At 44.5% G+C, this 14347-nt stretch carries 6 protein-coding genes; 2 read left to right on the top strand and 4 right to left on the bottom strand.

Translation table 11 applies throughout. From position 1 onward, the window contains the following. Nucleotides 1-119: 119 nt before the first annotated feature. Both ABDW02_RS14840 and ABDW02_RS14835 read right to left on the bottom strand, forming a co-directional pair. Complete coding sequence (locus ABDW02_RS14840; RefSeq protein ID WP_343635786.1) at nucleotides 120-1733, bottom strand: hypothetical protein; 1614 nt, start codon at nucleotides 1731-1733, stop codon at nucleotides 120-122. A 169-nt stretch (nucleotides 1734-1902) separates the two neighbouring features. Further along, nucleotides 1903-4749, bottom strand: coding sequence for a hypothetical protein (locus ABDW02_RS14835; protein WP_343635784.1), 2847 nt, complete (start codon nucleotides 4747-4749; stop codon nucleotides 1903-1905). A gap of 463 nt (nucleotides 4750-5212) precedes the next feature. Here ABDW02_RS14835 and polA point away from each other — a divergent pair, with 463 nt between their 5' ends. Continuing rightward, entirely contained in the window at nucleotides 5213-8017 is a 2805-nt protein-coding gene (gene polA / locus ABDW02_RS14830) for a DNA polymerase I (RefSeq protein ID WP_343635782.1), read from the top strand. A gap of 36 nt (nucleotides 8018-8053) precedes the next feature. Then, nucleotides 8054-8809 (top strand): LuxR C-terminal-related transcriptional regulator, encoded by a 756-nt coding sequence (locus tag ABDW02_RS14825; protein ID WP_343635780.1) that lies wholly within the window; start codon nucleotides 8054-8056, stop codon nucleotides 8807-8809. Nucleotides 8810-8879: 70 nt separating this feature from the next. Here the strand turns inward: ABDW02_RS14825 and ABDW02_RS14820 are convergent, their stop codons facing one another. Both ABDW02_RS14820 and ABDW02_RS14815 read right to left on the bottom strand, forming a co-directional pair. Next, nucleotides 8880-11420: a T9SS-dependent M36 family metallopeptidase gene (locus ABDW02_RS14820; RefSeq protein ID WP_343635778.1), complete on the bottom strand. Its 2541-nt coding sequence runs from the start codon at nucleotides 11418-11420 to the stop codon at nucleotides 8880-8882. Between the two features lie 175 nt (nucleotides 11421-11595). Continuing rightward, nucleotides 11596-14325: a tail fiber domain-containing protein gene (locus tag ABDW02_RS14815; RefSeq protein ID WP_343635776.1), complete on the bottom strand. Its 2730-nt coding sequence runs from the start codon at nucleotides 14323-14325 to the stop codon at nucleotides 11596-11598. Nucleotides 14326-14347: the final 22 nt, after the last annotated feature.

The raw sequence follows: 14347 nt of genomic DNA, 5'->3' as shown, positions 1-14347 counted from the left end.
GTAACATTCAATTCAAAATGATGAATTCAAAATTCAAAAAATGGGAAACAGGATTTAATTATCAATATTTTGCATTTTGCATTTTGCATTTTGCATTTTGCATTTTGCATTTTGCATTTTTAATTAATTACAAAGCTCACAATCTTTTTTCCGCGGCTTCCAACCACAATGCGATTTCCCCAGGCAACCGGTGAAGATTCCCAAACACAATCCGTTTTGCGCTTCACAATGATTTCTCCGTTTAGTCCGTCAATGAGGTAAATGGTTCCGTAGACATCGGTGAAGAAAATGTAGCAATTTCCAGCTTTGTCGTAAAGATCGATCGGAGAAGCCCAGCTGTAATAGTCCATCGGGATGGAAAATTTTTCTTTTCCTGTGACCTTGTCGATAGCGACGAATTCACCGGCCAATGTTCCGTTTATCCTCGAAAAAATTCCATAAACCAGCTTATTTGCTTTTTTCTTTCCGGGTAAAACGGAAGCCAAAACACCCCCGGAATTCACCCGCCCGTTCAGTTTGGTATTGGTGGATTTCCGGGATACATCCCAGATTTCTTTCCCGGTAAGCCCGTCAATCTTGCGAATATGAGCTGTTCCGGTTTCACCTTGTTTGTCAACTTCGTTCCCGGTATACAAATACGGATGATTCTCTTCCTGCAAATCAATCACCATCGATGCATCCGTGTCGTCGTAATTATCCAGGTACCAAACCGGTTTCATGGTCATCAGGTTCATACAGAATACATTTCCGCCGTTATCTCCGAACCAGCCCAGGTTATTCCAGGCACCAAAACTCGACTCGATTCCGAGATCCGGGTGTTTTGAAATCCGGTAATTGAAAATAAAAGGTTCCGGGATTGCTTTCCCGCTTGCAATTTTTGTTTTATAGATCTGTCCGTTTTCAGCCGGGTGAAACCAATATCCTGTTTCGGCATCAACCAGGGAATTGCTGTCAAATGCTCCCCAGGCTCTTCTGGCTTTCGGATCCAGGCCATTGCGAAAGAAAATCTCTTCGCCGGTAAACAGATTGAAGATGTACGAACCGAACCGATCCCCGTTTTTGATACCTTGACCAACATACAACAGGCCATTCATTCTCGGATCCACCGAAACCGTTCCCTTGATCGGGTTTCCAATGGTTACATGCGGGCGTGTCGCCTTCCCGGTTTTCCAGTCAATGAAGTAAATATCTCCGCACAAACTCCCCACGATGACTTCCCTGAAATTGGCCTGATTTACATAGGTTTCTTCTATTCCGTGAAGCCTTTTCGCGATTTTCTTTGGCCATTTGATTACCAATGGTTGGCCCGTCCAGCCCGAACCGCCACCCCAGGAACCATATTCGGTCGTTCTGCCGTCATAACCGGTAATAAATTCCCAATCCAGTCGAATGTCTTTCGGTTTTCCTTTTAGAATGCCTCGCGTGGGCGCATTGCGCTGTGCATTTCCGCGAAAACAAAAAATTCCGTTTTCGGAATTGTAATCGTCAGTAAACAGGATTTCTTCTTCCGGATCGTGGCCTTCCGGGTTGTAAGTCCGTTGATCAAACATCGAAACATCCGATTCTTCCGGGTACTGAACCTTCCAGATTGCTCCGCCATCCAGGATGTTTTCCACGAATTGCGGCAATATGCGCATTTCCGGTTTTACATAATGAAGTGTTATCCCAGTTCCCAGGTAACCGACCAAAAAGACAATCCCGTAGGCAACGAATAATTTAAAGGCTCTGACCACCTCACAAATTTCGGGGAAATCGGGAACTGCAAATGTAGGAAATTGGAATAGTTATAAAGTTTCGGCTGTTAATTCGCAACAGAATCACGGATCATTGGAAAGTAAAAAAGCCATCCCACTCCGAAGAGAGGGACGGCTTTTCAAACAGGTTATTAGCTATAATTTAAAATCAGTGCTTTACAACACTTACTTTACGGGTAGTTGTTTCACCGTCCACAGTGATCTCCACCAAAATCATTTCATTTGAAACCATTGGCGAAATCGGCATTTTAAGCCTTTGTGGTCCCGCCTGGGCATCAATCGATTGATTAAGGAACACTTTACCATCTATTGTTTTGAAGGTAATGTTTACGGTTCCTGCATCTTTCGTTGTGAAATCGATATTGAGCTCCGTACTGGCCGGATTTGGGTAAAGCTTTAACGACTCTTCCATTGTTGGACCTGGCTGATAAATCGTTTGTGGATTTGGAATTGTATTACAATTGCTTACCACAATATCCTTACAAACCATTTTTTCACACTTCTGTCCGTTCGGCTTCGTAACAACAATCAGTACACAAACATGGTAAGTACCGTTTCCTGCAGCTGTATAGTTAATCACAGGACCTGAACCTGCATATGAACCATTAACTGTCCAACTATAGCTTGGTGGAATCGATGAATTTAGCATACATTGCGGAATCTGAGGTTGTCCCACGAGGTGGATATTACAGTTGTCAACCTGGAAATTAATTGTTCCGTTCAAGAGACTGCAAGGGCATCCACAACCAACTACATCAATCGTTTTGCATGATTCGGTCTGGCATACTTGTCCATTGGTGAGAACTGTAGTAAGTACCATACAAACTGTGTGACTACCATTTCCTGATGCTGGCATAGAGAATGGCGTTCCGGAACCAACGTATAAACCATCCACATACCAATCAATCGAGTAGCTTTGTATACATGGAGTCTGGTTAAAATATGCGTTGAAGTAACCGGTACACTGAACAATCTGCCAATTAAATCCTGCTACTATGTCACTGCAATTACATTGATCACAATCAGTTATTACAATGTCTTTGCACACTTCTTTGTGACACAGCGTTCCATCAGGTAAAGTTACCGTAACAAACAGACAGATGGTGTAAGTTCCATTAGCCGGAGCAGTCCAAACAAAGTTTTGTCCGCTTCCTACAGGTGAACCATTTACATACCATTCGTATTGGTAATTGGACATACAATTAGGACCAAAAGCCTTTCCAAATAGTTCCACATCGCACTTGTTTACCTGGTATCCGAAATCGGACTGTAATTGTTGACAGTTGCATTGGTCACAATCTTTCACTTCAACCAGTTGACATACTTCTTTGAAACATTTTTGTCCATTTGGCATAATTGTAGTAACCGTCAGGCAAACATTGTAGAAACCATTTGCCGGGAAAGTATAATCAAATACAGGACCCGAACCAACATACACACCATTTACCGACCAATTCCATCCGGTAATCTGCATACAAGCAGGAAGTCCTACAAGACCGGTGAAATGTCCCGTGCAATTTTCTATGTAATGATCAAAACCTATCTGAAGCTGATCACAATTACAAGGGTCACAGTCTTTCACCTTAACGATTTTACAGTATTCCTTCGTACAAGAACTTCCATCCGGCATAATGGTAGTTACCTGCAGACAAATATTATAAGGTCCGTTAGCAGGGAACGTATAACTCAGACTTGGTCCTGTTCCTGAAGGAAGTCCATTGACAGTCCATTGGTAAGTAAACTCTTTCATACAAGGTGGTGCCGAAACTACGGCATCGAAATAACCTTCACAGTTCACGATGTTGAAATTGAATGACGGTACCAGTTGATTACAATTACATTCGTCACAGTCTTTTACTTCAACCAGCTGGCATATTTCTTTGTAACATACTGTTCCATCATTTAAATTAGCCGTAATGAATAAACAGACATTATAGAATCCATTCGAAGTAAAAGTGTGACTAAAGTTTTGTCCGCTTCCTGCAGGTAAACCGTCTACATACCATTCATAATTGATGTCTTTAATACAACATGGTAACGAAGGATCTGCTACGAATTGGGCAATGCACTTATCGACCGTATAAGTAAAATGAGGTATGACCAGATTACAGCTACAAGGGTTGCAATCAATATTTACGGTGCGACAGGATTCTTTCGTACACTTGGTTCCATCAGCTAAGGTTACAGTAACTACCATGCAGACAGTATGCGGACCGTTGGTTAAGAATGCATAATTGAATGTCGGTCCGAATCCAGCTGAAACTCCATCAATAATCCATTCAATCTGAGTCGTAGTGTTAACACAGTTAGGGTTAACCATACTCGTGAATGTAGTAATACAATCAGTAGATGTTGAGTAAGTAAATTCAGGATGAATGTTTTCGCATGTGCAAGGGTTATCGTTACAATCTACGTCGATTGAACCTGAAAGAATGAAAGCTCCGACATTATCGATAAAATTGACAACACATTCGATCGTCCAAACTCCTGCGGCCGGTGATGAAACCGTATAACCAATCGGTGGACTTACCGTGTAAGGCGCTGACGGGGGAACAGTAAGCGGAATTCCAGGTCCGCCACCCGGTGGAATCAGTTGGATTGAAACCAAAACGTCATCCCAGGCGATACCAAAATTTGTGGTAAAACTAGTGGTTCCCGGTACAATGTTAAAGGTGCGTGAGAACGTGTAGTTTCCCGCTGCATTGTTAAAAATAGTACCTGAACCATTGATCCAGCAAGCATTTGTTCCTGATACAGGTGTTACCTGCCAATAAGGAAGGTAGCTTTGTACACGTTTTGCTACCGGACCAACCGGGCCTGAACTAATTGTCCAGAAAGGATCGGTCGCACCGATCGCAATGGCATTTCCCGCAGCATCAATTCCAGTACTGACATTGATATCAGGACAAGGTCCTCCAGCACCGGTTTGAGCTAGTAAGTTGTTTCCTGCACAATAAAGCAGCACGAAACAGACTAATTTTAGAAATTGTTTCATAAGATGTATAAGTAAATAGTGTGTAATTAAACTGTTAGTAGTTATTTTTTTAACATCGAAATGTTTAAGACGAGTCTAAGCGGATTTTTTCCATGGCGTGAATAGTTGTTTGTGAAAGAGCTAATATACAGCATGTTATAACCACTTCTTTTCACTACTTCAAAGTTTAACATTTAAGAAAGCGTTATGCCTGGCATGTTTTTCATCTAATCAATAGATTTCACGCCACAAAATGAAGACTACCCATCTATAATCTCTTTATTTTAATTGTGTATTAAATAACATGTTTGGTTATTTTGGCAAATTTATTACACAAATACTCCCATCTAAATCACCTAAAATATTGTGTCTCAACTTTAACTCTGTTTGAATAACCATTCCAACACCAAGGGGAAATTATTCGAAGAACAACCTGAAAATTGCCGAATTTGCCTTAAACTTGTACTTCAAATTCTCGAAAAATATGCTTACTCCGGAATCAGATAAAAAATTATTCCTCTTAGATGCTTTTGCCTTGATTTACCGGGCTTATTTTGCTTTTGCGAAAAATCCGAGGGTCAACTCCAAAGGACAAAACACTTCTGCCGCATTTGGTTTTACCAATGTGCTGATCGATATTCTCAACAAAGAGAAGCCCTCACACATAGCGGTTGTTTTTGATCCGCCCGGAGGAGCTACCAACCGGAATGTGGACTTTGCTGACTACAAAGCGCACCGGGAAGAAATGCCCGAAGACATCCGAAGTATGATCGAACCGATCAAACGCATTATCGAAGCATTTCGCATTCCGATGTACGTGGTAGAAGGCTATGAGGCGGATGACCTGATCGGAACATTGGCTAAAAAAGCGGAAAAAGAAGGATTCCTGACATACATGATGACACCCGACAAGGATTTCGGACAGTTGGTGAGCGAAAATATTTTCATTTACAAACCGGGGCGCGGAGGAGATCCTGCAACCGTTATGGGAGTGAAAGAAGTGTGTGAAAAGTTTGAAGTGAATGACCCGCTACAGGTGATCGACATCCTGGGACTATGGGGTGATACTGCCGATAATATTCCGGGAATACCGGGAGTAGGTGAAAAAACAGCCAAGAAACTCATTGCCGATTACGGTTCCATGGAAGGGGTGTTTGAAAATATAGAATCCCTGAAAGGAAAAATGAAGGAAAACGTTATCAATTTCATGGAACAGGGAAGGATTTCCAAATTGCTTGCTACAATCATCCTGGATTCACCGGTAGAATTCAATCCGGAAGAGTTGAAGTACCAGGAACCTGACAAAGACCTGGTCCTCGATATTTTTACAGACCTGGAATTCCGCAACCTCGCAAAACGGGTTACGGGAGAAGAAATCGTAGTTACTTCAGCCGGAGTAGATGAAAACGGCCAGCTGGACCTTTTCGGAACTCAGAGTTTGGTGGAAGTGCAGCAAGCTCAGCCGACAAGTGGCGTAAAAACGATTGCTACGGAAAAACCATCCTACCATTTAGTGACTTTGCCGGAAGAACGTAAAGCTTTACTAACTAAATTACTGAACGAAACATCCGTTTGTTTTGATACGGAAACAACAGATGTCAATGCATTGCATGCGGATCTGGTAGGTATGTCCTTTTCGTTCAAAGCACGTGAAGGCTACTATGTGGCAGTTCCTAAAGACAAAGCCGAAGCACAGGCTATTGTGGACGAATTCAAACCGTTTTTTGAAAGTGAAACAATTGAAAAGATCGCTCACAACATGAAATACGACATGCAGGTCCTGCACCGTTACGGAGTTGAATTTGCCGGACCTTTGTTCGACACCATGATCGCACATTATTTAATTCAGCCGGAGTCGAAACAGGGAATGGACTTTCTGGCGGAATACTACCTGAACTACACGCCTATCAGCATCGAAACTTTGATCGGGAAGAAAGGAAAAGGCCAGGGAAATATGGGTGATCTTCCACCGGAGGCCATTTGTGATTATGCCTGCGAAGATGCCGATATTACCTTCCAACTGAAACAATTGTTCGGGCCGCAGATCGAAAAAGAGCATTTACACAAACTGTTCTACGAAATGGAAATGCCGCTGGTATCCGTTCTTGCGAAAATGGAAGAAGAAGGAGTTGCCATCGACATTCCGCACCTGGAAGCATATTCCCAGCAATTGGCAAACGAAACCGCTGCTTTGGAAATCCGCATCAAGGAATTGGCAGGGATGGATTTCAACGTGGATTCTCCGAAACAATTGGGAGATGTACTATTCGAACACTTGAAAATCTCTGCAAAAGCCAAAAAGACCAAAACCGGTCAATACGCAACATCCGAAGATATTTTGCAACAGCATAAAAACGATCACGAGATCATTCCGTGTATCCTGGATTACCGTCAAATGAAGAAGCTGAAATCGACGTATGTGGACCCGCTTCCGACTATGAAAGATCCGGTTGACGGAAGAGTTCACACCAGCTATATGCAAACGGTAACCGCAACGGGCCGTTTGAGTTCCAATAATCCGAACTTGCAGAACATCCCGATTCGCAGCGAACGCGGAAAGGAAATCCGCAAGGCGTTTATTGCCCGTTCGGAAGATTATCAATTGATGTCGGCGGATTATTCCCAGATTGAATTGCGGATCATTGCTGCTTTGGCAAACGATGATAACATGATCCGGGCTTTCAGGGACAAGGTGGATATTCACCGGGCAACAGCAGCAAAAGTATTCCATGTAGAACTGGACGAAGTAACGAAAGACCAGCGCAGTGCTGCAAAAGCGGTGAACTTCGGAATCATTTACGGACAGTCGGCATTCGGTCTTTCCCAAAACCTGGGAATCAGCAGAACGGAAGCAAAACAAATCATCGATTCCTATTTTGCGCAGTATTCGACCATCAAAACCTATATGGACAAAGCGGTAAAAGACGCACGTGAAAACGGGTATGTGGAAACCATTATGCAACGCCGCCGGTATTTACCGGATATCAATTCGGCCAATGCAGTTGTAAGAGGTTTTGCAGAGCGAAATGCGGTCAATGCACCGATCCAGGGTTCTGCGGCAGATATCGTGAAATTGGCCATGGTTGCCGTAGACAGGGCGATGGTGAAAGCAAATGTAAAATCCAAAATGATCCTGCAGGTACATGATGAATTGGTTTTCGACGTGCACAAAGACGAGCAGGAAATCATGAAAGCATTGGTAAAGGAAGCCATGGAAACGGCTGTTTCATTGGCTGTTCCGATGGAGGTTGAAATGGAACTGGCTCATAACTGGCTGGATGCACACTAATGAATTATCAATCATCAGCGAATAATTATTAAGGATTTGTCAAACGAACTAAAACATTTGCAGGACGTGTGGGACAGTACCCAAAAGCGTGCTGTTGAAAATACGCATTTTCCCTTGCCGAAATTTGAGGATATTACTTCCAAAATAATCAGTCTGGGACCATTCTACTACTACATCATTGATTTCTTCGACATGTCGGTATCGCACGTCAGCGAACAGATCCGGGAAATTCACGGATTAAACCCCGATGAAACGACTTTCCAGGACATCCTGGGCACCATTCATCCGGAAGATGTTCCTTATGTTCAGAATACGGAACGCGCTATTGCGGAGTTTTACTATTCCAGACTTCGCCCGGAACAATTACTGAAGTATAAGATGAACTATTCTTTTCGCAGTAAAATGGCCGACGGGAATTATGCGCTTTTAAATCACCAGGCTATCCTGCTGACACTCGACACCAATGGCGGATTCGGGAAATCCCTGAATATTCATACGCGAATCGATCACATCACTGCGGTCAATAATCTTAAGTTTTCCCTGATCGGGCTGGATAACGAACCTTCTTTCATGAACATGAGCCTGAAGGAAAACATGCCGCTGGAACTGAGTAAACGCGAAATTGAAATCGTGAAATTGCTCGGAGAAGGAATGGACAGCTCCCAGATCGGGGAAAAATTATTCATCAGTCCGAAAACAGTCAAAAAGCACCGGAGCAACATCCTGAACAAACTGAATGTCAAAAATACAAGTCAGGCAGTAAAAGAGGCAATGGTTGCAGGTTTAATCTAAAGAACCGATAACGTATTCAAACAAAAAGGCGCTCCCGAAATGAGAGCGCCTTTGTTTTTTAGTTTTTCTTTTAGAATTTCTCCACGCGAATGGTTTCAGTTCCGTTCGGTGTTAAGACTTTCATCAGGTACAATCCCTGTTTCAGGCTGCTGATATCCAGATCTGCTTCTGTTTTGTTTTCAAGTGATCTTGAATAAACCAGTTTCCCGCTCAAATCAACCAACTCGATGTGCTGAATACCTGAGTTATTGTTCTTAACCGTCAGTTTTCCGTTACTTGGGTTCGGATAAACCTGCACGTGAACTCCTGCCTTGTTTTCGGCCAATCCCAGTGTACACTCGAAAGGTAAATTGAATGCCTCCACCTGGTCGTTACGATCACCCGGATCTCCCTGGTCTGCCGAATAACCTACTCCTCTTCTGGCAAATACTTTCCAGATCAAACATTTGTTTGCTCCGCCATAAAGCACCTGGTCTGCCGCAAGGATTCCATCGCGTCCGTCTACAAATCCAGGTCCGCAGTTGGTCATTTTCAATCCTTCGATCACTAAACTCATAGCTTTATTGTTTCCTCCCGTACCTGTTTTTATATTCGGGTCAAACCCGTATTCATCGATCAAAGCCCAGTTCAGATCCCACAGGATCGTTGCCCAAACGAAACCGATTCCGTGTGGCTCTGTCAAAGTATTGCTATTCGTATTTCCGTAAGTATAATCATTGATCGCAAAGTCCGTGGAATAAGGCGCCGGGCGAATTCCGGTTCCGTTATTCGGTTCATTGATCACGTAAGTTCCTACTCCTCTTCCGTCAGCAGCTGCATCGGAAGCGGTTTGTGTAATCATCAGTCCGAACCAGTCAGACCAGCCCTCACCCATTTGCTCGGCATTCCACAAACAGTCCGCATTATCTGCTCCACCAACCAAACGCGTAGAAATTCCGTGACCGTATTCGTGTGCAATGATCATGTTGTCGAAATCAGAATCCGTTGCGGTCAGATCTCCCGGATTTACGATCGTTCCGTTTAATGTGCTCCCAGAATTGATCTGGTTTACGAATGCATCTCCGTTCGGTTTTGAAACCATGATAGCCGGTATTGTTTCTGCACCGGTACCACCACCCATTGCCTGAGTGCTGGTTCCTACATTATTCATAATAATGACAGCCAGAGCACCGAAGTTTTGGCAAGCCAATACTTTATCGGCAAACGGACAATTTCCTCGTCGCACCAAAGCAATTTTTCCGGCCAGGGCCGCACCATTTGTAATGACTCCGCAGGCATCTGTCTGATCAGTTCCGTCATCCAAAACCAAAACGATGTCTTCCGTAATCGGAGTCGTCGGTACGGGAGGGCCAAACCCGGCTGTAGAACAGGAATAAGGTCCTGCAACAATTGCCGGTGAATTGATTGTCAATAAATCCGGAACGTTACTATCCGTCCACAAGTACATCTGCATGCGCGGATTTCCTCCATCGGGCGGTGTTCCGAAATTCGCATTGTTTGTTCCGCTTCCATCCTGCGCATCGGCCATAACCTGGTCCTGCCCCAAACCGGAACCGCTGTAATTCATTTCCTGGAAATTCCCGCTTTCTTCGTCAAAACCATAATGTGCCCAGATGTCGTGCATCATATTGTTCATGTAGAACAGGTTCGTAATAACAGCATCCAGGTTTCCCTGAACACCTACGGCAGAATCATACGGAAATACAAAATCCAATGCACTTCCTCCATCCGGTGAGTAACCCGGAACATCATCATCGTCAATATCATCGGAAGCATACACGTTATTTCCGCGTGTAATGGTGTATTCGTCGCCAGCAATTCCATCCGTATCGTGCCATCCGAAAGGAGAATAAACTCCGTCCGAAGGATTTGTAACGAGCACGCGATCTCCGTGTGCCGGACTGATATTCGGTAATGCGTAAACCTGGTACTGATCTGCTCCCGGAGGAGGAGGCGGAACCATCATGGATTGAGCAGCACGATGATTTTCGCCGGAACAATGCTCCACTGAGCAATGAGCGATCCAGTCATTTTGAAAGATCACCTCGCCGGTTTCGGCATTCAACCTCATCGACCACCAATGCTCCGAATTCACCGGATAAATACTCAGATCCCAGATGTACAGCAATTGTCCGTTGTGGCTTCCAAGGAACAATTTCACAGGAATATCTTCTTTCGAAACTCCGGCTTTGGAGAAAAGAAAACCGCTTCCGGTAGTTTGAAGCTGTTTCAAATCTGCAGCTGCCAAATTCAACTGTTTCAGGGAGGCATTCACTGCATCGGCAGCACTTAAAACCGGATGATTCACCGGTTCCGAAACGGAAACGAAGTTTGTCGTCACATGAATGACTTCATTGTTGCGAACAGTAATGATTCCGAATCCGTCAATAACCGGTAAGCCGTTTTTCGTTTGACGTACTTTGATGTGCTTTGTATTCGAAGCCTTCGAGGAAGCGCTTGAAACAATTTCCAGGTTCGAGAAGTCTGCAGCTTTCAGGTTCCAGCTAGTTGCATGTTCCTGCAAATAACGCTGAATAGAGGTCATTTCACTTTGTCCGAGACAAACATGCAGGATTGCCAGGAACAAAAAAGAGGAGAGTAGCTTTTTCATTGTCAGTTTTTTAAGTTGTCCAATGTACGAAAAAGATAACACAAATGCTCCACTAATAATTTAACTGCTGTTCCTGTTGATTTATCCAGTAAGGAACATCACCATATCGTGTTTTCGGACAAAAAAACATCCCCTGCAATCTTGCTGCAAGGGATGCGTATTTATTTTGAAATTTTTATTGCTTCATCATTTTCTTAGTCGCAACAACTTGTCCGTCTGCAACCAACGTGTAAGTGTAAACACCTGTGCTTAGATCCGAGCCAAATACAGTGATACTTCCAAGACCTCTTTCAGTGATCTCAACGGAATTCATAAAGCGGCCGTTTCCATCGTAGAAATGGATCTGCGCTTTCTTTACGGTTTCCGGAACGGAGAAATGGATGGTTGTTTGCTCTGCAAACGGGTTAGGTACGTTTTGATCGAGCACGATCGCATGGCGGTTGCTCAGGGTTACGTTCAGGTTTTTGCGCACTTCTTCCTGTGCAGACGGCGTGTTTGCCTGGATCGCGCTTTGATTTAACTGGCATAGTAGAGGAAGAATTCCGGAAAGGCAGTTTTCCAATTGTGTGAGGCGGTTATTCAGGTCGTTAATAGTCGTCTGCTGGGAATTTACCAATTCCTGCAAGCTGTCCTGGTTGTTTTCCAATGAATTGATCTGTGCTTTTTGATTTTGGTAACCCGATACCAGGATCGGCATTAACCCACCGGAACTGATGTGTTTGATTCCGTCTTCCCCGCTTTTAACCAAATCAGGAAGTACCGTTTCAAATTCCTGGGCAATGAACCCGTATTGTGTTCCCAGCATAAAGGTATCCTGAACGGTGTTCCATTCAAAAGTTCTTGGACGCAAGAGGTTCAGTAAGCTGTCTGCATTAAGCGTTAAATCCTGGATATTGTGTTTCAGGGTCGAATCCGAAGTTACACTGGTTCCGTTTTGAAGAATGGTTCCCCAAACATCCAATGAGGCGGCTGCATAGTATTTTTTGATAGCTACTTTATTGGAATTATCAATATTGATCGCCGGGATGTCCTGGTTGGCGGTTGCCAGTGAAGTATGAGCCGTGTAAAGATCACCGCCGCCATTCACATAACTTTGGATGTTGGCAGCACTTCCGGTATAACTGTTCCCGATTGAAACCACGTATTCCGGGCCATATACGTAATTCCCGAAGGAATGGGCTCTGAATCCTTTGGAAATGTTATCGCTTCCATAAGCATAGGATTCCTGGCCGGTAACTTTATTTTCCTTCCCGAAAACATAGTTGGTGTAACCCTGATTCTCATTATAAGCACCAATGGTATAGCCGTCTTGTGCACCGGTTGCAGTGTTTGATTTGTTGTGCGCTCCAAGTACGAAGTCTCCTTGTCCGGCGGTGGCGCTTGCGTTGTTCCCGATCTCGTTGTAATCTCCGAATACATTCGTTCCCTGGTTATATACCGTATTGGAATTTCCCCAAATGCCGTGTCCCCAACCCTGACCGGAAACTGCAGGATTATAATTGATGGTATTTGCCATTCCGAGGATAATATTCTGGTGCGCGCCCGTCAACGGTGAGCTTCCGTTATTCCAGTCTCCCACGATGAAGTTCCCGTAGACATTGCTGAAATTCATGTCAAACGTATTGCAGGTAACCGTGGTGTTGTGATACAATGGCCCACCCAACTCAACGGTAGAAGGATTCAATAAATTCAACCCGTTTTGAGCAGCAATAATTCCTCCGGCCGGTCCCGCGGGGCCTGTTGCACCGGTAGCTCCTGTTGGACCGGTTGGACCTGCAGGCCCTGTTGCTCCGGTTGGTCCTGCCGGACCCGCCGGGCCGGTAACTGTTCCCCAGGTTCCGTCTCCCAGCAATGCAACGGTATTGTTGTTTGGAAATTCCAATCTGGATAATTCCACATCATCCACATTGGTTCCGTTTTGAAATCCGAGAATAATCGATTGGCCTCCCTGAACCGGAACGTTGCGGAAACGCGCATTTCCATTTACGTCGAGAACTTCGGTAGGCATTATAGGCGCACTTAACCCGATTCCAACTCTTCCTGTACCGGAAAAAATTAAGCTTCTCCCTCCCAGTCTCACCTGACGATTAGCTGTCAGTGGTGTATTTGTGGTCGGTAGCATATAAAGATCTCCTAATTGATAGGCTGCCGAAAGGGCAGAGTTCCAGGAAACCCCATTATTAGCAGAGGGAGCCGGAACAGGTGGGATCGTTATACTGTGAAATGCTCCATCACCTCCCAGAAAAGTAGTTGGATTTCCATTAAAATCCAGTCTGCGTACGTTTACATCCGAAGCACCGGTAGCATTTACACCAACCAAAATGGAATTTGGAGTTGCAGCCTGTACATTACGAATTCTCGCATCACCGAACACATCAACGGTAGCAGTAGGGTCAGCATTTGCATTGATTCCTACCCTCCCGCCTTGAGGCAGGATTTGCAGGTTCCGGTTGGTATTGGTTTGGAAATCGGTATACACGCCGTTTGTGCGGGAAAGCCGGAATTGCCAGTCATCCTGTACTACTTCGAGTCTGCGATTTGCCGAAGTATTTGCCAGTTCCGCCTGATCTCCGATGCGCCAGAACCGGTTGCTGCCAACAAAAGCATGCACAGTCGCATTGGTCGCGAACTTGTAGTATTGAACAGTCGGGCTGATCAGGTCAAACCAAAATCCCTGACCTGCTTTGGCCAAAAATTCAAAGCGGTTATTCTGCCCGGAAACCTGCCCGCTTCCACCCCAAACAATGTGGGTTTCATTTCCGCCCGGCGAACTGGAAGTAAACAAATCCAGATTTCCAGGGCCGCTGAGCGGATCCAGGATGCGCAAGCCGTCACCGGAATTGCCGACGAGGGAGGTTAGGGCGTTATTGTGGGTAAAACGGGCAATGTTTATATCATTAGTCATCACCCATATATCGGATGCCCAA

Source organism: Fluviicola sp., from assembly GCF_039596395.1.
GTDB lineage: Bacteria > Bacteroidota > Bacteroidia > Flavobacteriales_D > Crocinitomicaceae > Fluviicola.
The sequence above is the reverse complement of the archived record's forward strand: the minus strand, read 5'-3'. Positions and strand labels throughout refer to the sequence as shown.

Bases quoted from the DNA above. Each gene is read 5' to 3' on its own strand.
- ABDW02_RS14835 (WP_343635784.1), bottom strand. From the start codon at position 4,749: ATGAAACAATTTCTAAAATTAGTCTGTTTCGTGCTGCTTTATTGTGCA.
- polA (WP_343635782.1), top strand. From the start codon at position 5,213: ATGCTTACTCCGGAATCAGATAAAAAATTATTCCTCTTAGATGCTTTT.
- ABDW02_RS14820 (WP_343635778.1), bottom strand. From the start codon at position 11,420: ATGAAAAAGCTACTCTCCTCTTTTTTGTTCCTGGCAATCCTGCATGTT.
- ABDW02_RS14815 (WP_343635776.1), bottom strand. From the start codon at position 14,325: ATGACTAATGATATAAACATTGCCCGTTTTACCCACAATAACGCCCTA.